Source organism: Granulicella arctica, from assembly GCF_025685605.1.
In the GTDB taxonomy this organism is placed as follows: domain Bacteria; phylum Acidobacteriota; class Terriglobia; order Terriglobales; family Acidobacteriaceae; genus Edaphobacter; species Edaphobacter arcticus.
Map to the genome: position 1 here is coordinate 2,584,879 of NZ_JAGTUT010000001.1, position 23,961 is coordinate 2,608,839.

16 protein-coding genes are annotated in these 23,961 nt (G+C 59.6%); 10 read left to right on the plus strand and 6 right to left on the minus strand.

Translation table 11 applies throughout. The features are described 5' to 3' along the window. Positions 1 to 31: 31 nt before the first annotated feature. From OHL20_RS10895 to OHL20_RS10905, 3 genes are all read right to left on the minus strand, one after another. On the minus strand, positions 32 to 943 hold the full coding sequence (locus OHL20_RS10895) for a bestrophin family protein (RefSeq protein ID WP_263383216.1): 912 nt from the start codon (positions 941 to 943) through the stop codon (positions 32 to 34). After that, the gene (locus tag OHL20_RS10900) at positions 940 to 1,596 is read right to left on the minus strand and encodes a carbonic anhydrase (RefSeq protein ID WP_263383217.1); all 657 of its coding nucleotides are present in this window, start codon (positions 1,594 to 1,596) and stop codon (positions 940 to 942) included. The genes OHL20_RS10895 and OHL20_RS10900 overlap by 4 nt, the downstream gene beginning before the upstream one ends. A gap of 61 nt (positions 1,597 to 1,657) precedes the next feature. Then, positions 1,658 to 2,296, minus strand: coding sequence for a thioredoxin family protein (locus OHL20_RS10905; protein ID WP_263383218.1), 639 nt, complete (start codon positions 2,294 to 2,296; stop codon positions 1,658 to 1,660). Between the two features lie 125 nt (positions 2,297 to 2,421). Between OHL20_RS10905 and OHL20_RS10910 the strand changes: the two genes are divergently transcribed. Then, positions 2,422 to 4,029, plus strand: coding sequence for a GMC oxidoreductase (locus tag OHL20_RS10910; protein ID WP_263383219.1), 1,608 nt, complete (start codon positions 2,422 to 2,424; stop codon positions 4,027 to 4,029). Further along, a complete protein-coding gene (locus OHL20_RS10915) occupies positions 4,026 to 5,201 on the plus strand; it encodes an acyltransferase family protein (protein WP_263383220.1) in 1,176 nt (391 codons plus the stop codon). Before OHL20_RS10910 ends, OHL20_RS10915 begins: the two co-directional genes overlap by 4 nt. Here OHL20_RS10915 and OHL20_RS10920 read toward each other — a convergent pair. Further along, positions 5,198 to 6,175 carry an aldo/keto reductase gene (locus OHL20_RS10920; protein WP_263383221.1) on the minus strand — a complete coding sequence of 326 codons (978 nt, stop codon included), beginning with the start codon at positions 6,173 to 6,175 and terminating at the stop codon, positions 5,198 to 5,200. The two genes, OHL20_RS10915 and OHL20_RS10920, sit on opposite strands and share 4 nt — an antisense overlap. Positions 6,176 to 6,301: 126 nt before the next feature. Between OHL20_RS10920 and OHL20_RS10925 the strand changes: the two genes are divergently transcribed. The 5 genes from OHL20_RS10925 to OHL20_RS10945 all read left to right on the plus strand — a co-directional run bounded on the left by OHL20_RS10925 (position 6,302) and on the right by OHL20_RS10945 (position 14,472). Continuing rightward, positions 6,302 to 9,088, plus strand: a complete 2,787-nt coding sequence (locus OHL20_RS10925; protein ID WP_263383222.1) for a protease pro-enzyme activation domain-containing protein — start codon at positions 6,302 to 6,304, stop codon at positions 9,086 to 9,088. 55 nt (positions 9,089 to 9,143) lie between these two features. Next, positions 9,144 to 9,686: an HNH endonuclease gene (locus tag OHL20_RS10930; RefSeq protein WP_263383223.1), complete on the plus strand. Its 543-nt coding sequence runs from the start codon at positions 9,144 to 9,146 to the stop codon at positions 9,684 to 9,686. A 28-nt stretch (positions 9,687 to 9,714) separates the two neighbouring features. Next, positions 9,715 to 10,101, plus strand: a complete 387-nt coding sequence (locus tag OHL20_RS10935; protein ID WP_263383224.1) for a cupin domain-containing protein — start codon at positions 9,715 to 9,717, stop codon at positions 10,099 to 10,101. Next, the gene (locus tag OHL20_RS10940; RefSeq protein ID WP_263383225.1) at positions 10,101 to 10,886 is read left to right on the plus strand and encodes an SDR family oxidoreductase; all 786 of its coding nucleotides are present in this window, start codon (positions 10,101 to 10,103) and stop codon (positions 10,884 to 10,886) included. Before OHL20_RS10935 ends, OHL20_RS10940 begins: the two co-directional genes overlap by 1 nt. Positions 10,887 to 11,169: 283 nt before the next feature. Then, the gene (locus tag OHL20_RS10945; RefSeq protein WP_263383226.1) at positions 11,170 to 14,472 is read left to right on the plus strand and encodes a TonB-dependent receptor; all 3,303 of its coding nucleotides are present in this window, start codon (positions 11,170 to 11,172) and stop codon (positions 14,470 to 14,472) included. 71 nt (positions 14,473 to 14,543) lie between these two features. On the opposite strand, the gene OHL20_RS10950 is transcribed toward OHL20_RS10945, so the two are convergent. Further along, complete coding sequence (locus OHL20_RS10950) at positions 14,544 to 16,790, minus strand: cadherin repeat domain-containing protein (protein WP_263383227.1); 2,247 nt, start codon at positions 16,788 to 16,790, stop codon at positions 14,544 to 14,546. Between the two features lie 777 nt (positions 16,791 to 17,567). Here OHL20_RS10950 and OHL20_RS10955 point away from each other — a divergent pair. Continuing rightward, on the plus strand, positions 17,568 to 20,933 hold the full coding sequence (locus OHL20_RS10955; protein WP_263383228.1) for a vitamin B12-dependent ribonucleotide reductase: 3,366 nt from the start codon (positions 17,568 to 17,570) through the stop codon (positions 20,931 to 20,933). A gap of 295 nt (positions 20,934 to 21,228) precedes the next feature. After that, on the plus strand, positions 21,229 to 22,572 hold the full coding sequence (locus OHL20_RS10960; protein ID WP_263383229.1) for a hypothetical protein: 1,344 nt from the start codon (positions 21,229 to 21,231) through the stop codon (positions 22,570 to 22,572). 208 nt (positions 22,573 to 22,780) lie between these two features. Here OHL20_RS10960 and OHL20_RS10965 read toward each other — a convergent pair whose 3' ends face one another. Then, positions 22,781 to 23,293 (minus strand): hypothetical protein, encoded by a 513-nt coding sequence (locus OHL20_RS10965; RefSeq protein WP_263383230.1) that lies wholly within the window; start codon positions 23,291 to 23,293, stop codon positions 22,781 to 22,783. Between the two features lie 301 nt (positions 23,294 to 23,594). Here OHL20_RS10965 and OHL20_RS10970 point away from each other — a divergent pair, with 301 nt between their 5' ends. Further along, on the plus strand, positions 23,595 to 23,804 hold the full coding sequence (locus tag OHL20_RS10970; RefSeq protein WP_263383231.1) for a hypothetical protein: 210 nt from the start codon (positions 23,595 to 23,597) through the stop codon (positions 23,802 to 23,804). Positions 23,805 to 23,961: the final 157 nt, after the last annotated feature.

Sequence of the window (23,961 nt, forward strand, 5' to 3'; positions counted from 1 at the left end):
CCCCGGCCACCCGGGGCTTTCTTGTTGCCATTTACCAGAGCACGCCCATGATGGGCTTTTCAGCGTCAGGAATCACAGTCTCACCCAGCATCTGCCGCAGGTTCGTCTCGATGGTCGTCGTAATCGCAGTCAGCGGCACATCGAAGACCGTGTTGTCGAACGGATCTTCCAAATCCCGTCCGATCTTGTCCAGCGCCAAGAAGATAAATGCCACCAGCGTCGAGCCGAGCGGCGTAAACCATCCCAGGTTCGTCACCATGGCCAGCGGCAGCAGCGCGCAGTAGATCTGCACAAACAATTGCGGATAGTAGTCATACTGCTTCGGCATGGGCGTGTTCTTGATCCGCTCCGCCCCACCCTGCGCATCACCGAGGTCATTCAAGCTGTGATCCAGCGCCTGCCACTGCAGGGGGTTGATCCAACCCCGCGCTTCGCTCTGCTGGATTAAAGTACCAATCTGCCCCTGGATCGCCATCGGCACGTTCTTCTGCCCTCGCAACGCCAGAAGATCCTCTTCGCCCAGCAGGGAAGTCACCGCTCCAAGCACATCCAGCCCGCGTAGATGCTGACGCAGCGCCTGCACAAACGCAATCTGCAGGTACACGATTCGCCGCTGCGTCTGCGCCAGTTCTGCTTGATCTTCGTCCTTCGCCCGCATCCCTGTGAGCACCTGCCGCGCAAGGCTGCGGGAGTTGTTCACAATCGCCCCCCACAGCGTTCGTGCCTCCCACCACCGGCCATACGCAGAGTTGTTTCTGAAGCTCAGGATGACGCCGATAGCCGACCCATACAGCGCCAGGGGTACATGCGGGAACGCCACCCACTCCCAGTGCATCCCCTTATAGGCCACTACGATCACGAAGTCATACAGCGCCATGAGTAGCAGTGGCTTGCCGATGTACTGCACCATCCGCCGGATCTGGGGCGACTTGGGAACAATCATCGTTTGGTCATCTCCGACCCAACTGCATGGAAGTCTCGGTCACCATCCTCCGAGATCCGTATGTCTCCCGTACCGATGTCATACACCCAGCCAGAGATAGTCAACTCATTTCGCGCCATCGCTCCTGCAACCGAAGGATGGGTCCGCAGGTGCTGAAGCTGGAGCTGTACATTCTGCTCGGTCAACCGATGCATGAACTCAGTCGGCCGCTCATCTTTTTCGATCAGAGAACTCGTTACACTTAGCGCCGCCGCAGCGTTCTTCAGCCACGAACCAACCGTCGGCATCGTCACCGCCGCCTCAGGATGCATCAAGGCCTTCATCGCGCCGCAGTCCGTATGGCCGCACACCACCACATGCTGCACCTTCAGCGCGCTCACCGCATACTCGATCACCGCACTCACACCACCCAGCATCTCGCCGTAGGCCGGAACCATATTGCCGATGTTGCGCGTGATAAACAGCTCGCCCGGCCCGCTGTTCGTAATGGTCTCTGCATCAATGCGCGAATCCGCACACGTAATAAACAGAGTATGCGGCTTCTGCGGTGCCAGCACTGCCTGCTGATACTTCTCCTTCATAGCCGGGTAGACGTTCGTTTGAAACTCCAAAACGCCTACCTTCAAGTCGTTCAGTACTTTGTCCGTCGCCATCGTCTTACGTCCTCGATTCGTCTGGTGTTCCGGTTTAGACTCCAGGGTTGCAAAAGGATACCTATTCGCGCCATTTGATATTGCAGCCAATGCTGAACCGCTGCCCGTTCGGTTCAGGCCGCACACCTCGAACCACCGCGTCCATCGCTGTCCGCAGATCCTTGCCATCCACAGGAAGATCGTTCCCTGCATCGCCGCGCCGCGGCCGACTCTCATCGAGCTGACCACGATAAACCAGCTTCAAATCCTTATCAAACAGAAAGAAGTCAGGCGTACACGCCGCCCCATACTCCCGCGCCACCTCCTGCGTATCGTCAAGCAGGTACGGGAAGCTAAATCCAAGCCGCTCCGCCTGCATCTTCATCTCCTCAGGCCCGTCCTGCGGATAGGCCTCAAGGTCGTTCGAGGAGATTGCCACGATCCCAACCTTGCCCGCATAGCTCTTGCCAATGCGCGCCAACTCTTCTTCCGCATGCTTTACATACGGGCAATGCACACAGATAAACATCACCAGCAGACCGCGCCGGCCATCACCATCTGCACTTAGCCCTTCGCGAATGGCGCCATCGGACGCATCATCGCCCCACGCCATTGCGACTACATCGTCCCGCCCCACTGCACGTCCGCTCACCACATCCAGCAACTCGAACGGTGGCGCTATAGTTCCCAGCTCCACCATCACCGACTGTGTCTTCGACATCCCACCCTCCGCGCTGCCCTAATCATAACTTCCGGGACATGGTGTTCATCGTCATGTAAGAATCCGCACCCGGGTAAAGGCCTGCAATCCCCGTCGCTGAACCCGTCCGGTATAACCTTGAACTCATGCAGATCGACCTTGAGTCTGTTCCTCCCGGCCAGGCCGCTCCGTACCGCACCCAGATCTGCATCGTCGGCGGAGGCATCGCCGGACTCGTCCTCGCCACTACCCTCGCCAGATCCGGCATCGAGGTCCACCTCCTTGAAGCAGGCGGCCAAAGCGCCGAGCCCGAAGCCCGCAGCCAGGAGATCTACACTGCCGCCATGGCCGCAAGCCATCACAGTGGCACCACGGAAGGCCGATTCCGCACCTTTGGCGGCTCCTCCACACGTTGGGGCGGACAACTCCTGCCCTACACCGCAGACATCTTTGTCCCACCCGTAGAAACTCCATCTCACGCGTGGCCCTTCGGCCCGGAAGCCATTAGCCGCTTCTACCCACAAGTAGAAGATCTCCTCGGCGTGGACCACCTGCCCTACACCGCCGATATCTTCGAAGCCTTCGATCGCAACATCCCGACAAAGATGTCCAGCAGCAGCGACATCACACTCCGCGCCTCCAAGTGGGCACCCTTCGCTCGACGCAATCTCGCTCCAACCCTCGGCGAGCAAGCCATATCCTCACCGAAAGCCACCGTCTTCTTCCACGCCAACGTGACTGAGCTTCTAATCTCCTCGGATGGCACCCGCCTCGAAGCTGTCCTCGTCCGCAACTACCAGGGCACGACCTTCCGCTTCGAAGCTCAACACTACGTCCTAGCCGCAGGAACCATCGAAACCTCCCGCCTGCTCCTCGCATCGCGCAGCGTAGCGCCAACCGGTGTTGGCAACGATCGCGACCTCGTAGGCCGGGGCTTTCACGACCACATCAGTTATCCCGCCGCAGAGCTCACCGGCTTAGCCCGCACGACCATGCTGCAGTGGTTCGCCCCCATCCTCGAGCAGGGAACCACGCACACCGCCAAACTAGAGGCCAGCCCACCCCTCCGCGAACGCCTTAACATCCTCGCCACGATGGCTCACATCACCATCAACGAGCCAGAGAACTCCGGTGCCGCCGTCGTCCGCAGTCTTCTGCGGTCCATGCAGCGCGGCGACCTCCGCGGTGCACTGATCGACAGCCTCCCACGCCTTCCGGGAGCCTCCATCGAAATCGCCCGCCTTGCCTATAACGCCAAAGTCCGCAAGCGCCGCGCCGTCTCCCGCGCCGCCACCGTCACCCTCCGCATCGACACCGAACAGCGCGCACGCTCCGAAAATCGCATCCGCCTCGACTCCGTCAATCAAGATGCCTTGGGCCTCCCGAAAACTATCGTTGACTGGCGCATCTCCGACGACGAAACAGACTCCATTCGCACCTACGCCGCCTACCTGCGCGAGCAGCTTCCCCATCTCGGCACTGGCCCAATCACCTGGCAGCCCGAGCTCTCACTCCCCGATGCGCCCCTGTCCAACATCACGGACACCTATCACCCCATGGGCGGCACCCTGATGGGCACCGATCCCACCACAAGCGTGGTCAACCCCGATCTGCGTCTCCACGACGTCGCTAACCTGTCGGTTGCAAGCTGCGCCACCTACCCTGCAGGCGGCAGCTCCAATCCCACCTTCACCCTTATGGCTCTCACGTTGCGCCTTGCCGAACACCTGCAACTTATAATTAAGTCAGAATGACTCCTTCGATCTTCAGGGCATCGCTCGCGTGGTTTGCGCATCTCTCCCTGAGACGAATCATCACCAGCAATCGCTTCATCCCGGAAGTCGACGGCTTCCGCTTTCTGGCCATCATCATCGTCATCATCTCGCACATCTTTGTTCAATGTGTCTCGCTGGTGCCGACAGGCTTCTTCTCGGGGCTCTTCGTGGGTGCCTTCCTGGACGGCAGACACGGCGTCTACCTCTTCTTTACGATCAGCGGCTTTATCCTGGCACTTCCCTTTGCCCGGCATCATCTGGAGGGTTCGAAGCCCATCGCCCTTGGCAGCTACTTCAAGCGACGCATTACGCGCCTTGAGCCACCCTATGTACTCGCCATGCTCCTGCGTGCTCCCGCCCTCCTCTTCCTCAAGAAGGCAGCTGTAGTGTCTGTCGGCATTCACCTGCTCGCCTCGCTCTTCTATGTCCACAACGCCATTTTTGCGGAATATTCCACCATCAATCCGCCCGCCTGGTCGCTTGAAGTCGAGATTCAGTTCTACCTCCTTACCCCACTTCTTACCTCGATCTTTCGTATCCGGTCCCCTGCACTCCGGCGCAGCGTCATCGTCATCGTGATGATTGTCTCAGCCGTCTGTTCCATGGCCTTCATCGGTAGAACTGGCCGCATGTCGCTCACCCTGCTGAACTACTTCCAATATTTCGCCGCTGGCTTCCTGCTCTGTGATCTTTATCTAAGCAAGGTTCATCTTTCGCTGCCACCTCTCATCTGGGACGCAATCGGCCTTCTCGCCTTGGGCTGGATACTCGTCAGCAGCAATCCCCTCTACCCCATCCTCTTGCCGTTCGCTACGATCTGTCTCTACATGGCGGGCTTCTTCGGAAGATTTGTCCGTGGCTTCTTCTCGGTCCCCGCCGTAAGCATCATCGGTGGCATGTGCTACAGCATCTATCTCACGCACACAGCTGTACTTTCCGTCATAACTCTGCTGCTCGATCACATCCCAATGGCATCATGGCCGCAGGCCGTCCAGATGACCTTCATCTTCACCCTCTGCTTCTCTACCATCCTGGCGATTGGCACGCTCTTCTTTGTGCTGATCGAACGTCCCTGCATGAATCCCGCATGGCCGCAGCAACTCTCCGCATGGCTCTTCCGCCGCTCCCACAAGACGCCCGCGACCAGCTAGACGCCAGGTGCCGCCAGAAAGCTCTTCCGCAACACCATCACCTCAACATCGGTGAAGCGGCTCTCCGAAATTGCCTTCACGTTGGTCAGCAGGTTCTCCACCTTCATCATCGCCGGCACCACTGCATCAATCCCCGTGCCCCGAAGAATCACGCTGAACACCACATCAGCCAGCAGCAGACTGCTGCCACCCTCCAGCTTCTCCCGCAATTCCTGTGAGATCTCAGCTGATCCCGCAAGCTCTGCAATCAAGCGCTTACTCTCAGCCACCCGCATCACGCCACCAAAGGGATGATTTGCCACAAAGAACGGCCCTGCCGTACTCCGCCCTGTGTGCTCCGTCACCGCAAGGTCGAAGACATTCGCCGGAAATTGCATCGCCCGCAATACTGGCATAGCCAGGTCGATCGCCACCCCGATCACCTCTGGCTCAGCCGAGATCCCCGCGAATCGCACCTTGCCCTCGGCAACCACTCGCTCCAACTCCGCCATCAAATCCGCCTGCTCCATCACACTCGCCGGCGCGGAATGCAGAAACAACACATCGACATACTCTGTCCGCAGCTTTCGCAGACTCTCCTCAAGACTCTTCCGCAGCACCGGCACTGTAAACTGGTTCGCCGTCATCTGTCCCGCCGCCCCGCGACGCACCAGAGCCCGTGCTCCCGGCGCAAGCTTCAGCAGGCCACGCACCATCGGCTTGACCATCTGCTTCCAGCCCTGCTGCTGCTCCGGCCAGATGCCGAACTTGGTTAGGATCACCGCCCGCTCGCGCTTACCCGCAAGAAACTCCCCCAGCAGCCCCTCAGCCTCGCCATACCCATACGATCGCGCCGTATCGAACAGGTTGATCCCTGCATCCCACGCCGCACCCATAGCCCGCAGCGAGTCATTCCGTCCCACCCGGCCAAGCACTGGCCCACATCCAAATCCAAGAAGAGAAGCAGGCAGGTCATCGCGGTCGAGGTAGCGCATCCCTTTACTCTACCGAACGTCAGCAGCGAGTTCCTGCCAGCCCTTGCAGCCGTCGAAAAGCCTCTCCGGCGATCCTCACCCGTACAATAAAACAGTCCCACCCGTCAGAAATTGCCCAGGAGTTCTATGTCTCAGCTCGTTCGGCGCCTGCTCTCCGCCCTCATCCTCCTCGGCGTAGTGTCCTCAACTGCGGCTTACGCACAAAGCGCAGTGCAAGCCGACCGTATCGCTGCCCATCCCAACCTCCGTGCCACCACGCGTATCGCCGGACACGTCCCGTCGTGGGCCATCCAGGCTAACGACGCCGGACCCGTCTCCCCCGACACCAGCCTCCGGCTCACCTTCGTCCTCTCCCGCTCCCCCGAGCGTCAGGCCGCCTTCACCCAGCTTCTCGCGGACCTCCAGAACCCCGCCTCCCCCAGCTATCATCACTGGCTCACGCCCCAGCAGATCGGCACACGGTTCGGTCCCACCCAGCATGATCTGGACACCCTCACCGCCTGGCTCTCCTCGCAGGGTCTGCCCGTCAAAGAGATCGCCCCCAGCCGCATCTTCGTCACCACCGAAGCCCCCGTCTCCGCCGTAGCCAACGCACTGGGAACGAGCTTCCGCTACTTCAACGTAGCCGCCCCCGCAGGCCAGATCGCCAAAGCTCGCCTCGCCGCGACCACCGCGCCAGCCATTCCCACCGCGCTCGCCGCCATCGTCACCGCCATCGACGGACTTGCCGACATCCCGGTCTACCCGATGCACCACTCTAGCGCCACACCCGTCCCGCTCGGCACTTCCGCCAGCACCGGCACCCACTACATCACGCCTGCAGACTTCGCCGTCCTCTACGACCTCAATCCCGTCTACCAGTCCGGCATCAATGGGGCCAACCAAAAAATCGCCATCATGGGCCGTTCCCGCGTCGACTCTGGCGACATCTCGATCTTCGAGAAGGTCACCAATCTGGCGACGAAGCAGCCAAACATCATCGTTGCGCCTGCGGGCGTCGACCCTGGCACCACCAACACCATCGATCAGGATGAAGCAACCTTCGACGTTGACCGAGTCCTCGGGACCGCCCCCGGAGCACAGGCCGATCTGGTCATCGCCAACGCTGCTTCAGGCGGCATTCAGACCGCCGCCCAGTATGAGGTCCAGACCCTCCTCGATCCCATCATGAGCATCAGCTTCGGCTCCTGCGAGACCAACGCCGGCCAGTCCGGCATAACCTTCTGGGACACCCTGTTCTCGCAAGCCGCCGCCGAAGGCATCTCCGTCTTCGTTTCCTCGGGTGATGCCGGTGCCGCCGCTTGCCAGTCCGGCAACGCGCCGCCCTCTGGCACGCAGGCCCGCAGCATCAACGTCATCTGCGCCAGCAGCTTTGCCACCTGCGTCGGCGGCACCCAGTTCGCCGACATCGCTTCACCCGCCACCTACTGGAAGCCCACCAATGGCACCGGCCTCGAAACCGCCATCTCCTACATTCCTGAAGGAGCATGGAACGAGCCGACCGCCATCAGCGGCAGCATCACGACCTTTGTCGATAGCGCCACCGGCGGCGGTGCCAGCGCCTTCATCACCAAGCCCGTCTGGCAGATCGGCACCGGCGTCCCAGCTGATGGCTTCCGCGATGTTCCTGACGTCAGCTTCTCCACCTCCATCCACAACGGCTATCTCATCTGCGAGGGCTATAAAGGTCAGGACTGCGTTAACGTCATCGGCCTCATCAGCGGAACGTCAGGCTCCGCTCCCGCTATGGCCGGGATCGCCGCCATTCTCAATCAGAAGACCGGAGGCGCGCAGGGAAACCTCAATCCCTTCCTCTACCGCCTCGCTGCCAGCACCCCCGCCGCCTTCCATGACGCCACTCCGGCTACCAGTGGCTCATCCTGCGACATCAACACACCGAGCGTCTGCAACAACAGCACGCCCAGCCCCACCGGCCTCACCGGCGGTCTCGCAGGCTTTGCCCTCACCACCGGCTACGATCAGGCCACCGGCCTCGGCTCACTCGACGTAAGCAACATCGTCTCCGCCTTCACAGGTGCAGAAACCATCAGCGTCAGCCCCGCCAGCAGCAGCCTCACCCTGGCCGCAGGCGCTATCGCCGGCAACACCGACCTCCTCACCATCAACTCCACGGTCTTCGCTGGCAGCCTCTCCCTTGGCTGTACCGTCACCTACAACGGCACCGGCACCCCGGCATCAAGCCCCATCTGCAGCATCAGCCCAGGCACTGTCACGATCCCCGCAAACGGCTCCGTGACCAGCACCCTTACCCTCGCCACCTCGGCTCGCTCCACCGCGGCGCTCGCGCCAAAGCCTTCGCCGCGGAGTACCGCAACCTTCGCTCGCTTCACCCTCGCCTCCCTCTTTCTCCTGCCGCTCCTCGCAACCAAACGCGTGCGCCGTTCCCTGCGTACCTGGAGTGCGCTCTCGACAGGCATCCTTCTACTCGCCGCACTAGGCACACTCTCAGCCTGCAGCGGCTCCAGCACGCCGATCAGCCCCAACCCTCTACTGATCAGCAGCACCAACACCGCCATCGCCGTCTCCACGCCAACCATCTTTGCCGGCGCGTCCGACACTTTTTCGGCCACCGTCGTCAACGCCGGCTTCAACACCGCCGTGGCTCCCACCGGTAGCGTAAGGTTCTTCGTCAACGGAGGATCCACTCCCGCTGCCACCGCCGCCCTCTCCGGCACAACCGCCACAGCATCAATCCCGTTCCCCACAACCGGCACCTATAACGTGGTCGCCGTCTACTCAGGAGACAACAACTTCACCGCCTCCACCTCCGCAGCCGGCAGCGTAGCCGTCATCCCCACAGGAACGACCGCCGGTTCCTACACGGTAACCATCACCGCCGCCGCTGCGAACGGCCCGACAGCCACCAGCACCGTAGCTCTCACCATCCAGTAGCGATCGCAAACGCTCAGGTGCCCCATCCTTCGTAGCTCTACCGCGAAGGGTGGGATTGTTCGAAGGCATCCACCTCACCATCCTCACGCACCATTCCCACCGTTATTCTCAAACAAGCATGCTTCCCACCCGCACCCTGCCCGGCGGCCGCATCCAGCGCGCGACCCTCCCCACTGGCCCGAACGGCCTGCCGCTCTGCCGCTGGTGCGAACTCGAGATCCTCGCCAAACGCCGCCGCACCTTCTGCTCCGACTACTGCGTCCACCAGCATCGCCTTCGCACCAATCCCGGCTACCTCCGGGATCAGGTCTTCGCCCGCGACCGCGGCATCTGCGTCCTCTGCGAAGCCGACACCATCGCCATCTACAACGCCCTCAAGCGGAGCCGTGGAGCCGCCCGCATCGCTGGCCTCTCCCTCTACGGCATGAAGACGATCACCAGCCGCCGCTCCCTCTGGGACGCCGACCACATTCTTCCCGTAGCTGAAGGAGGCGGTCAGTGCGACCTCGACAACCTCCGCACCCTCTGCCTCCCCTGTCACCGCGAACTTACCGCCCAACTCCACCTCCGTCTTCGCACCAGCCGTACACTACGATAGAAATCGCCAGCACCGGAGAGCTCTCGCCATGGAACCAACCTTCAGCCACACCGCCTGGGACGCAATCCCTGTCGAAGCCATGAGTTCCCACATTGGCCGGCAGTTCATCACCGGTCAGAACGTCATGATCGCCCGCGTCCTCCTCGCGAAAGACGCTCACGTCCCAATGCATTCGCACCTCAACGAGCAGGTCGCCTACATCCTCTCGGGAGCCCTCAAGTTCATCATCGACGGTCAAGAAATGATCGTTCGCGCCGGCGAAGTCCTCTGCATTCCACCGCATCTCCCACACGAAGCCTTCGCCCTCGAAGATACCGTCGATCTCGACATCTTCAACCCACCTCGTCAGGACTGGATCGATCGCGACGACAGCTATCTCCGCGCCGCCCCTGTAGCCGCGAAGGAGGGGAACTGATGGACCTCGGCCTCAAAGATCGCAACGTCATCGTCGCCGCCGCCAGCGAAGGCATCGCTCGTTCTGCCGCCGAAAAGTTCGCCGCCGAAGGGGCCCGCGTTGCCCTCTGTTCTCGCGACCTCGCCAAGCTCCGCCCCACCGCCGAAGCCATCGCCGACACCGGCGCAACCGTCCTCTTCGAAGCCCTCGACGTCACAGACGAAGCCGCCGTCCAGCAGTTCGTAGCCCAGGTTGCTGCGAAGTTCGGCAGCGTGGACGTCTGCATCACCAACGCCGGCGGACCACCTGCCCGCATGTTCCTCGAAACCACCACGGCCGAGTGGAAGAGCGCCGTCGACCTCAACCTTATGAGCACCATTCACTTCGCCCGCGCCGTCATCCCGCACATGCAGCGCAATCGTTGGGGCCGCATCGTCACCATCACCTCGGTCTCCGTCCGCCAGCCCGTCTCGGACCTCATCTACTCGAACACCGTCCGCGCCGGAGCCCTCGGTTTATTGAAATCCCTGTCAAACGAGTTCGGCAAAGATGGAATCACTGTCAACAACGTAGCGCCCGGCTACGCAGCCACCGCCCGCCTCCGCTCTATCATTAACCGTCGGGCAGCCAAGCAGGGCATCTCCGAAGAAGCCTTCACCACCCGCCTCATCGCCGATGCCGCCCTTAAGCGTGTAGGCGAAGCCGCCGAGATCGCCGACGCTATTCTGTTCCTCGCCTCCGACCGGGCCTCCTACATCACCGGCCAGACCCTCCTCGTGGACGGTGGTCTCTACAAAGGTCTGTAGCCTTTGGTCAAGCTGAATGTGCAGCCATGCATTCTGCGCATGGCTGCAAGAACGTAGTTCGTTTCCGCCAAAATCCTGATTATTCTATAATTCACAAAGTTTACGAAAAATGAGTAATCGCTCGTTTCGAACGACAACGGGGACCCTATGTCCCGCGCTCACGACCGTATTTCACCAGCAACTATCCCGAACGATCTGGGGAGAAACTATCCCTTGGAAAAAGACGTTTCGCGATAGCGGCCCACTTGTCCTTCTGCCACTACTTCTTGGAGGTTTCAGTACCATGCGCATCCATTCGTTCGCTTCTGTAGCAAGCGCAATCATCCTCTCCTGTGGCCTGGCCCACGCGCAGACCATCACCGGCTCAGTCACCGGCGTCGTCACCGATCCTACCGGCGCCATCATCCCCGGCGCCAAAGTTACTGCCACCAACACCGGCACCAACGTCACCAACATCGCCACCACCAACTCGGCCGGCGTCTACGACATTCGCTTCCTCCAGATCGGCCAGTACAAGATCACGATCGAGAGCCCCGGCTTCAAGGGCCTCTCCACCCAGCCCTTCACCCTCGAGGTCAACCAGGTCGCCAAGATCGACGGCTCGCTCACCACCGGCGAAGCGTCTGAGACGGTCACCGTCAAGGATGAGCTTCAGCCCCTCCTCGACACCGACAACTCCACCATCTCGACCACCTTCACTGCCAACACCCTCTCGAACCTGCCCCTGAACGGACGCAACTTCTCCTCCGTCACTATGTTCCTCCCCGGCGCCGTCTCGACAGAGCCCACCAGCATGTCGAACACCAACGCCATCGAGCGCGACACCAACCAGGGCGGTCAGGTCTCCATCAACGGAAACCGCAACCAGACCAACAACTACCTCCTCGACGGTATCGAGATCAACGAGACCATCAACAACGTCATCGGCTACAACCCCAGCCCCGACGCCATCGGCAATCTCACCGTCATCACCTCGAACGCCGGTGCCGAGTACGGCAACGTTAACGGCGGCGATGTCATTGCGGTGCTCAAGAGCGGCACCAACCAGTTCCATGGTTCGGCGTTTGCCTTCCTCGAGAACTACAACCTCGACGCCAATACCTGGGCTAACAAATTCGCCGGCAATGCTCGCCAGCCCTTTACCCAGAGCATCTTCGGTGGCACGATCGGTGGTCCCGTACTGAAAAACAAGCTGTTCTTCTTCGCTGACTATCAGGGCACCCGCTACCACAAGGGTGGAACCCAGGCGGCGTCTGTAATCCCAACAGCTTTCCGTCAAGGCAACTTCTCCGCCATCCCCGTCCAGCTCACTCACTTTGTCCAGGGCCAAGGTCAGGTCAAGTATGTCAACAACCAGGTGCCCATTACCAACCCGGTTGCGACCTACCTCTTCGCTCATCCTGAGCTCTACCCCCTCCCCAACAAGGTGGCCACCGACGGCATCGCGCAGAACAACTATCTCGGCACCTATCGCAACATCGTGCGCAACGATCAGGGCGACATCAAGGTCGACTACACCCTCAGCCCGCACGACACCGTCATGGCTCGCTACTCGCAGGGCGAAGCATCCGACTCAACCCCGCAGACGCCTATCGCCATTACCTTCCCGGCAACAAGCAGCTATCCCTTCAAGGGCATCGCGCTCAACTACATCCACACCTTCTCGCCCCGCATCGTCAACGAAGCTCGTGGCGGCTGGTCGCGTGTTCGATGGATTCAGGGTATCCCTCAGGACACCACCGGCGTCTTCGGTCTTTCGGGTAACTCCAAGGTTGGCATCAACGCTGCTCAGCCCTATCCCGGCTTCGCTCTGCAGGACTTCGGCAGCAGCCAGTCGATCTCTGGTCAATCTTCCGCCAACCAGACCTATCTCACGGACATCGGCACCTTCGGCGGCGGCAGCAGCCTCATCGACAACATCTTCAACTACGCCGACAATCTCTCCCTCCAACTCAACAAGCACACCGTCAAGGTTGGCGTTGAGGTTCTCCGCTATCAGCAGAACAACTTCTACCCCGGTAACGACGGTGTCATGGGTCGTCTCCAGTACGCTGGCGGCTTCACCGGCTCCACCATTTCTGACTTCGTTACCAACAACGTCTACTACGCCGGAATCGCTGGCAACGTAGGCCGCTCAGGTCAGCGCCAGTACCGCGACGCTGCCTTCGTTCAGGATGACTGGAAGGCCACCCCAACCCTCACCGTCAACATCGGCCTCCGCTACGAGTACGACCAGCCCATCTACGAGGTCAATAACAAGCAGGCCAACGTCGACCTGGTCACTGGCACCTATTCGCTCGCAGGAACTGCTGCCGCAGAGGCTTCCTTCGGTGACGCCCGCGCCCTCTACCACCCCACCTACACCAACTTCATGCCCCGCATCGGTTTCTCCTATCAGCCGAAGCAGCGCCTCGTCGTTCGTGGCGGCTATGGCATCACCAACTATCTCGAAGGCTCCGGCGCGAACCTCCGCCTGAACTTCAACCCGCCCTTCCAGCCCGCCTACGCCTTCCAGGCCGTCAACGCCTCGCAGACCAGTGGTGGTACCCCGCTCACCGTTCAGAATGCAATCCCCACCAACGTCTCCGGTTCGCTCGCCAGCAACTTCCTCCGTGCATGGGATAAGAAGCTCAAGCCGGCCTTCATCCAGGAGTACACCCTCTCGACCGAATACCAGGTGGACAACAAGACCACCGTTGTCATCGGCTACGTGGGTCAGACTGGACAGCACCTCATCGATGCGCGCGCTGGCAATCAGCTCACCGCACCCGGTGCCGTCGCTCCCTACTTCAACCTCGTCGGCCAGAACGGCAACATCGTCGTGACAGAAACCGAAGCGATGATGAACTACAACGCCGCTCAACTGCAGCTCCGTCACCGCCTCTCTGAAGGCCTCGAGTTCTCGGTCAACTACACCTTCTCGAAGGCAATGACCAACAACCCCGGCTTCTTCGGAACGGCCAGTGTCAACGGCGCCAGCGCCTACTGGCAGAATGGCTACAACGGTCATGCTGACTATGGCCCAAGCGGCTTTGACACGCGCCACAACATGTCTGCCCTTGCTGTCTACGAGCTTCCCTTCGGTCGTGGCAAGCAATTCGGCTCCAACATCAACCACCTTGTCGACGAGGCCATCGGCGGCTGGAAGATTACCGGAACGGCCATCGCTTACTCCGGCCTTCCCGTCACAATCTCCGGCCCAGACACCACGACCGTCAACAACAAGACTGCCCGTGCCAATCACAATGGTCATCTGAAGATCGTTAACCGTACTCTCGGCAATTGGTTCGGCACAGACCCGAGCGTTGCCACCGCCTACACCCCAACCGTTGGCGAAGAGTTCGGCAATGCAGCCGTCGGCACAGAACGCGCCCCCGGCTTCGAGCAGATCGACATGACCGCCGGCAAGGCCTTCACCATCTACCACGAGAACAAGCTTGAGTTCCGTGCCGATGCCTTCAACGTCTTCAACATTGCCAGCTACAAGAACCAGGACAGCAACATCGCCGATAGCAACTTCGGTCAGATCAGCGATGTCCGTTCGATCCAGCGGCAGATCCAGTTCTCCCTCCACTACGCCTTCTAACCCGCACCAGCGCAGCACAAACAAAGCGGCTCTCCTCTCAGAGGAGAGCCGCTTTGCTTGCACCCCGCCGCTTACCGCTGCGTCGACAGGAAGCCTAGTCCGAACGGCACCTTGATCGTCACCGTCTCGTCATGGCTCGGCAGGATCCCATCGCTCACCATCAGCGTCAGGCTGTACGAGTCCACAAACGGCTTCAGCTTCCCTCGATCAGGAATCGTAATCGCGCCCGTCTGCCGGTCGACCGTGAAGAAGGTCGCTCCACTCCCGCCCTTGATCTGCCAGTCGCGCAACCCACCTCCGCCGCCTGCCGTCCCCCGCACCGTGCCGACATGGTCCTCCCAGAAAAGCGGCAGAATAAACTTCTGCCCCGGTGTGATCACCGGCCGCACATCGTTCAGGTATTTCGAAGCAAACGTCACAAACACCGGCCAGTCCGGCTGATCCGTATGCCCCTGCACATGACGCCGGTAGCCCACCGTTCCGTCGATAAATGCCGTATCGAACGGAGGTGTTCCCCCAATCGACTCACCCGATCCATACGGCGTCGGATTGCTCGTGAACACCGTCCCCTTCGGGATCACCTGTCCCTTCCATCCCAGCAACTCCCACACCGGACTTGCCAGCTTACCCGACAGGTACATTCCCCGCGGATCCTGCCACGCATCCCCATAGCCTGGGTACGGCGTATCCGTCCCGCCGTTAGTCATCACCGCCCGGGGAGCGATCAGCGCCATCACCGCATGCGCGTCCACATCCAGGTCCTCCACCTTGCGCGGGAAGAACGCCGGCGTACATCCAGCAGGCCCGACATCAGGGTTCTTCTGGCACTTCGGCCCGGCATAGTTCATCAGGTTGCCGGCCATCCAGTAGTACTCGCCGCTGCCAGCGATCGACTCAACGCTCTCGCCGAACGCCCGCCGCATAAACGAAGTGCCACCCTCTCCACCACAACTAGGCAGCGAGGCCACGACGCGGTCGTCATACGCCGCCGTCACCAGCGTCGCCTTCCCATCGCGCGAGTGTCCTTCGACCGCTACCTTGTCCGGGTCAGGTCCCATCGGGTCCGTGTCCTGGGTAAACTCGTCGATCATCCGGCTGATGCCCCAGGCCCACGCCACCAGCGCACCCGGATCAGTCGGCTTCCGCCAGTTGCCTTTGTTGATCAGCCCAATCAGGTAGCTCGACGTCACCCCGCCGCCGCCATCCGGCTGCAGCATCGTCTGCGGATAGCCGCAAGCGCCAAAGCCCAGCGGAGCCGTGTATTGGAAGTTGGTATCCGTCTCGCCGATGCTGATGAACACAGGCACCTTGCCCGGCGTATTCGCAGGCAGGCGGCAGGTGATCGTAATCAAGGGTGCATTGCGTACCGCAGGATAGCTCGCCGTCGAGATCGTCCCCGTGTAGATCTTCTCCCGGTACGTGTACGTCACACCGTTGCTCATCGTCCCATTCGGACAGGTAGAACTCGTCTGGCAGCTCACGACACCCATCTCCGTGCCCGTAGTCGCACCGCTGATCGACCACGTAATCGCCGGCCACTCCGCCGCCGGCCACGTATACCCGTACACCTCCTTCTGTACCAGGTCGAAGATCTCCGGACGGCGTTTTAGCCACCAGTCCTCCGGCGTCTTCACTTTCTCCCCTGTGGCCTTCACCGTAAACAGATCATTCGGCGCATACCCCATAGCCGTTCCGTTAGCTCTCGCTGCCTCGGGCGTCATCTCCAGCAGGTTGATGCGCGTGTAATGGCCTGCCGCAAGGCATCCCGGAGAGGTGCAGGGAACCGTGCCGCCAATGCCGAGTGGCGCATCGCCAGCCGGGTACGGTCGAGGTCCCACCGGTCCATAGTCGCCAAAACCACTCATCGATCCGCCCGTCGAGCTACCCTTCTCGTTGGCCACCACGCATGGAGTCGCCCCGTTGCACAGCACGTTCGCTACACCCCCGCTCTGCGAGTCGTCATAGGTCGTCCACGCGCCCCATCCCCACCGGACGATCGTGTGGCCCAGCGCATCCGTCCAGTTCGCCGTCTCCGGAGAAGCCGGTGTTCCCGGCCACGCATTCACAGGCTTGTTCGGATCGGTCTCCCGTAGTGCGGTCAGCGGCGGATTCGAAGCCGCAGTAGGAAACTGCAGATGTTGCTGACACATCATCTGCGCCTGGTCCTGGGCTGCCGTGATTGCAGCAGTCGGCAATCCCGCCGGTACGTTGTAGGGGGGCGCCGTACAGTCAGGCGTCGTCTGAGCCCGCAATGCCGATGCTGCACACACCAGCAGCATAGCGAGCAAGAGATACGGTTGGCTTACCTTGAGACTCATGTTTCTCATCGGGCATGTCCTCGTGGGTTCGTATAGATCGTTGGCGACTCTGGCCACGCGAATGCCGCAGACGTTCACAGCTCATTTCGAATAGCCAATTTAGCCTCGACAGTTCGAGGCTGATTCTTTTGTGTCGCGAACTATAGGTAGACCTAAAAAGGAAAGTCAAGAAGAGAATGAATTATTTTCAATAAAAATCGATAAAGCAGCCGCAAGTCGCCCGGCTGTGATTAGGCCGACACGCCAACAAACTGTTCATAACAGCCAAGAACACCCTCAGCTCCACATACCCTGCGTCAACAAGATCGACATCTTCAGTAATGCCATCCTGTTTCCCACTTTTCCACCTCATTCCACCCTTGCTCCACGACCCCCAAAAGCCTACCCTCAATCCAGCGCTAAACAACACCCGAAATCCCGCTTCCTACCTGCTCATTCAAGATTCCACAGGCAAGATTTCAAAGATTTTCCCGTTTCGGTCTGTGAACCCCCTGTAAACAGGGTTATCTCCCATACCAACACTAGGGGTTGTGCTTTACACTTGACACACCCCATAGGGGGCGGTAGTTTCACGATTGCGAGGCCCGAAAGTAGAGGCCGACATTCTGTTTCGTTGCTTCAACTTTCTCCTGTGGTCATGCCACCGAATTGCATATTCGGTCTGCCGCCTGCATTAGCGCCGTACCCGGACATACCCGGTAAATACCCCCTCCCACAGCCTCACCGCTGGGGATCGAAGCTTAGTTTTTCTCATCAAATATGAAGGAGTACCACCGAATGGCCCCGATCGATAACGCTACCCTCCCCCAGGCAGCCACACAGTCCGCATCCACCCAGAAGCCCACCGCCAAAAAGTCCGCCAAGGCCCCAGGTCTCGCCTTTACGCGCCACTTCTCGAAGCTCGGTGTCTCCCCCTACGACGAGATCGTCTGGGAGAAGCGGGATGCGGTCATTCAGGACTGGAAGGGTAACCTTATCTTTGAGCAGAAGGCCGTAGAAGTTCCAGCCGACTGGTCCATGACCGCGACCAACATCGTCGCCTCCAAGTACCTCCACGGCCTCAACGGCACCGCAGAGCGTGAGTCAGGCGTCCGTGCCCTCATCACCCGCGTCGCCGAGTCCATCCGCGACTGGGGCATCCGCGACGGCTACTTCGCCTCCACTGGCGATGCAGAGATCTTCTACGCCGAGCTCTGCCACCTTCTTCTCAACCAGAAGGTCGCCTTCAACTCGCCCGTCTGGTTCAACGTCGGCTGCGATCGCCTCGAGCCCAACTCCGATGCCCAGAACTGGCACTGGAACCCCCACACCTGCGCCATCGAGTTCTCCGTCACCGGCTACTCCAAGCCCCAGTGCTCCGCCTGCTTCATCAACTCCGTGCAGGATTCGCTCGATTCCATCCTCACCCTCGCCAAGACCGAGGGCATGCTCTTCAAGTGGGGCTCAGGCGCAGGTTCGAACCTCTCCAGCATTCGCGGGAGCATGGAAACCCTCAGTGGCGGCGGCACCGCCTCCGGCCCCCTCAGCTTCATGCGCGGCTTTGATGCCTTCGCCGGTGTCATCAAGTCCGGCGGCAAGACCCGGCGCGCCGCCAAGATGGTCGTCCTCAACATCGAGCACCCTGACATTGAAGACTTCATCGAGTGCAAGGTGAAGGAAGAGAAGAAGGCCTGGCACCTCACCCAGGCTGGCTACGACGGCTCAGGCCCCGACAGCGAAGCCTACAGCAGCATCTTCTTCCAGAACGCCAACAACTCCGTCCGCGTCACCGACGAGTTCATGCAGGCAGTCGAGTCCGACGGCGACTTCACCACCCTCACCGTCAAGGGCAAGCACCCCGTCAAGACCTTCAAGGCTCGCGACCTCATGCACACCCTCGCCGAGGCCACCTGGCAGTGCGGCGACCCCGGCATGCAGTACGACACCACCATCAACAAGTGGCACACCTCCAAGAACACCGCCCGCATCAACGCCAGCAACCCCTGCAGCGAGTACATGTTCCTCGACGACTCCGCCTGCAACCTCGCGTCCTTCAATCTGCTGAAGTTCCTCACCCCCGGTGGCCAGTTCGACATCCCCGCCTACCGCCACGCCATCGGCATCGTCACCACCGCGATGGAGATCATCGTGGACTCGGCCGGCTACCCCACCGAGATGATCGCCAAGAACTCGCACGACTACCGCCCCCTAGGCCTCGGTTATGCGAACCTCGGCGCGCTGCTCATGGCCTTCGGTCTCCCCTACGACTCCGACGCTGGCCGCGACTTCGCCGGCACCCTCACCGCCATCCTCTGCGGCGACGCCTACTGGCAGTCCGCCCGCATCGCCGAGACCTGCGCCCCCCTCGGTGCCGCCACGCCCCTCACCCAGCGTGCCGACATCACCGGCGGAGCCTGCCCCGGCTTCTACGTTAACCGCGAGCCCTTCCTCGACGTCATCCGCATGCACCGCGCCGAGGTCAACCACATCGGCAAGTCGAAGACCTCAACCGAGCCCTTCGCCGTTCAAAATTTAGACGGCCTCATCGCCGCCAGCAAGCACGCCTGGGATGGCGCCCTCGCCCACGGTGAGAAGCACGGCTACCGCAACTCGCAGGTCACCGTCCTCGCCCCCACCGGCACCATCGGCTTCATGATGGATTGCGACACCACCGGCGTCGAGCCCGATCTCGCCCTCGTCAAGTACAAGAAGCTCGTCGGCGGCGGCATGATCAAGATCGTCAACAACACCGTACCCTCCGCGCTCATCAAGCTCGGCTACACCGAGGCAGAGGTCAACGCCATCGTCAGCTACATCGACGCCACCGGCACCATCGAGGGCGCGCCCGGCGTCAAGCCCGAGCACCTCGCCGTCTTCGATTGCTCCTTCAAGCCCGCCAAGGGAACCCGCAGCATCCACTACATGGGCCACATCAAGATGATGGCCGCAGCCCAGCCCTTCCTCTCCGGAGCCATCTCCAAAACCGTCAACCTCCCGCAGGATTGCTCCGTCGACGACATCGCCGAGGCCTACATCGAGTCCTGGCGACAGGGCATTAAGGCCGTAGCCATCTACCGCGACAACTCCAAGGGAACCCAGCCCCTCAACGTCTCTGCTCAAACGGATGACAACAAGAAGGGTACAAAAGCCGTCGACAAGGTAAGCAACGTAGAGGCTGGCTCCATCGAGATCGACGAGGCCATCGTCGCCGAGAAGGCTGCTGCAGCCAATCGCATCTCCGACCTCGAGCTCCAGCTCACCACCATCAACAACCAGCTCACCGCCATCCTCGCCGCCAGCACGCAGAACTCAGACTCCACCGACGCCCAGGCTCCACCCCGCGCCGTCCGCAACCGTCTCCCTTCCGAGCGCGCCTCCGTCACCCACAAGTTCGCCGTAGGCGGACACGAGGGCTACCTCACCGTCGGCCTCTACCCCAACCAGTGCCCCGGCGAGATCTTCATCCGCATGGCCAAAGAGGGCTCCACCATCTCCGGCCTCATGGATTCCTTCGCCACGGCGATCTCCCTCGCCCTCCAGCACGGCGTCCCCCTCAAGGTCCTCTGCGAGAAGTTCGCCCACACCCGCTTCGAGCCATCCGGTTGGACCGGCAACCCCGAAATCGGCTACGCCAAGTCCATCATGGATTACATCTTCCGCTGGATTCAGCTCCGCTTCCTCTCCGGCCACCAGCTCGACCTCTTCAGCGGTCTCGCCCCCCAGACCCACGTCCCCGTCCACGGCCACATCACCTCGCCCGCCAATCGTGTCGTCGGATCGAACGGGAGCGAATCATTCACCAGTTCGGTACCCGTCAACACGGTGGTGTCCAGTCAGTCATCGACTGATTCGTCATCCCGCAGCGAAGCGGAGGGATCTGCTTCTGTACCGGGCGACACCCCAATCCACCCCTTCGAAAGCGAGTACGCCGACCGCACCGCCCCCCAGGGTGGTATCGCTCCCGACCTCCAGGCCCGCAGCGGCCTCGAACCCTCCACCACAACCTCCTTCGAAGACCGAGGCATCTACCACGCAGCCGACGCCATGAAGGACCTCTACGACATGGGCGACTCCCCCTCCTGCGCCACCTGCGGCTCAATAATGACCCGCAGCGGCTCCTGCTACCGCTGCATGTCCTGCGGCAGCACCTCCGGCTGCAGCTAACGCAGCATCAAACTAACCCAAGGGGCGGCCTGATCAGGTCGCCTCTTCTTTTTTATGGAGTTGTATATTGAGAGGCGCACAATTTGGTGTCTTTATCAGTTATGAGCAGTACTTTACGAGTGCAGCCTCAGATTCTGATGTTGCGAGGAGACTTTCTAAGTACTCTCTTGAATCGGTACTAACGTTTTGCCTGCGGATGGGTAGTCAACTATCTTTGTGGAACGGACCCGATAAAGAGTCCTTATTCTTCAGCAGGCAGCTTGTGAGGGCCCTTTACCCGGGAATCTTGGGCGACATGATCATTTATGACATGACGAGACCAATTACCGCTTTATCACCCAAGAAGGAACCATTCCATCGTCGTCAATTCTTGTATCTCGCTAAAGCGGCGATGAAACATTGCCCCGAGTATGGTGAAAACTTCATTGCCGCGCCCATAGACCCGGGATTAATACTCTTGATGATCAGCGATCAATTTCATATACAAGATCGATCATTCATGGACAGTGTAGATGAAGTCGTTCGATCGAAGCATCTGCTGAGTGAGTTTATCGCAGTCGACGAATATTCTGGAGCCGACACTGCAAGCATAGCGGTGCAAGCTTTCGATATGATCTTTATTCATCCTCGAAAACTTCTTCGTCATCCCGATTTCATAGACTTCGAAAAAGTATTTCTCGGAAAAACGGGATTAGACCTTCGTGTCTATTTCGCGATGTGTTTATCCCTACTTGTTGGGAATTCGGTCTCTTACACCGCAAAAATTGGCTATAAACTCTTTTACCCCAGCGATTACTGGCAGAAGAGCAACCTATCTATTAAGACGCAAGAGCTCTTCTGGTTACAGGTTGGGGCAACGCGCGAGAAGTTCCGTGCCGAAATTGTCCGTCGTGACTGTGGCGCAAATGACTTCACAATATTTCGCCAACATCCACTAATAAAAATGGGGAATGTTTATTTTGGGCTTGATTTGGCATTTATCTTACAGAAACTTTGGGCTGGTGCTTATTGGGAAATTTTTTCGTCTTCCGAGGACGCAAAAAGTAAGTTGCCGAGATTTTGGGGGGCAGTCTTTGAAGAGTACATAAATGAAATACTTGGTGCAAACTGCCAAGGCGAAAACCACTTCATACCTTCGCCTCGTTTTGCGCGACATCCAGAAAAGGAGTTTTGCGACGGCATGATCTTGTGCGGAACAGAGTTAGTAATGATTGAATATAAAGCTTCAATGTTTACTGCTGTATCTAAGTACAGCGGAGTTGTCGAAAATCTAGATGCGGAGATTACATTGAAGCTGATTACAAATGAACGCGGAAAGGCGAAAGGTGGTGGCCAATTGGCACGCTCCATTGCGCTTCTTAGAAGTGAGGATAGGGCGACCCTGGTAGAGGGAGTTGATCTATCTCAGGTAACTAAGATATTCCCTCTGGTTCTTATGTCTGACTCTATTGGGGATTGTTTGTTAATAAGTAAAATCCTTGGTGCGGAGTTCGACAAGGTGAGCACCCGGTCAGGAGCGAACATCATATGCGAAAGGCTACTTTGTACAGGATGTGCAACATTAAATGATTTTGTTCACACCCTTAGAACGAGATCTATGTCGTCCTGGCTGGCTGAATGGGATCGCAAACGACCCTGAGTCCATGGGTTCTTGGAAGGCGAGTACCGAATTTACGGTTGCAGATGCAGATCGCCAGTATCTTAAAGACAGGTTTAGCGCGATCACGCAAGAAGTTAATCCTCTACTGGAACTTACAACTTAGCTGGTGTGCAAGTCCTCCACGCGTAACGCTGTCTGGAAAACCACCTTGAATGTAGTCGTCTGTTTTATGTTGTTGCGCCTACCCCTACAAATCCTCCGCCTTGATAAACCCAGGCACCCCAAACTGCTTCGACCACTTCCGCCAGTACGTATCCGCCCGCTCCGCAATACTCTCCGTCGGATGACTGATCCGCTGCCGAGTGGCCCGCGTGAAATCCTCCTCATTCACATGAACGCCCTGCGGCCCCTTCAGCGCAATCATCTCGCTCAGCGTCAGCCCCTCCGGGTCGAAGACCACGGCGGGCCGCTTCCCATAGAACGTATGGTTCAGGTTCCGATCCACGTCCAGCCGATAGCGCTTGTTCGCGTTCACCTGCCACCCCACCACCGTGCCGGAGTTGTGCCCCATCGTCCCCAGGTACGGCATCGTCGGCACCAGCACCACCCCTGTACTGCTCCGAATCCCAAGGTTCATCTGCGCATGGATCAGCGCCTCTTCAATCGAGGAATGCAGGATGCCGCACCCAAACTCCTTCGGCGTCTTCTCCAGCTTCTCCCGCTGATACTTCGTCAACTCCTTCTCATCCGACCTCGCCATGGCGCTCTCCCGCCCAACACCCTACCGCCGAACCTCCATCGAGTAAAGTGAACATCCTCACCCCCGAAACGCGCCCTCCGAAAATCGTGTCAAGCCCCCGCGACCTCCCTCAAAAGTTCACCCTCATCAAACGCCAATAAAGACGCACCCTTCCGCGCAAGCCAACCTCGAAAATAGTCAAAAATAGTTGGCGGATGAGTTTAGGTCAATCCGGTAAACTGTTAACAGGGATAAAAAGCTGCAAAAGAGCCACCAGGCTCCGCTGCAGCTTTCCTCATTTAACCCACAAGGAGAAACCAGAATGTCCCGAACCCCGACCGTCGTCAACCAGAACCCCTTCGCCGACCCAGCCTTCCGCCAGCACTTCCGCGAGGCCCACGCCCAGAACGTGGCCCGCCACATCCCCAAACCACCAACACTCGCACCCGAACCGGAACGCGGCCGCAAGACCTGGGACACCCGCCGAAACTATCGCCCGGAACTCGACCGAGAGCATCCACTGTCTCGTTAACCCATTTCGTTTGTGTACTTTGCCCCTAAGTCCATTCCTTTGAATACTTTGAATAGACCTGAGGTCCTAAGTGCTTCATAACAAGCGACCTAGATACTTGGACCAAAACGAAAAAATCAAAGATTGAAGTCCAAAACGCAACTAATGACTCCCCCTC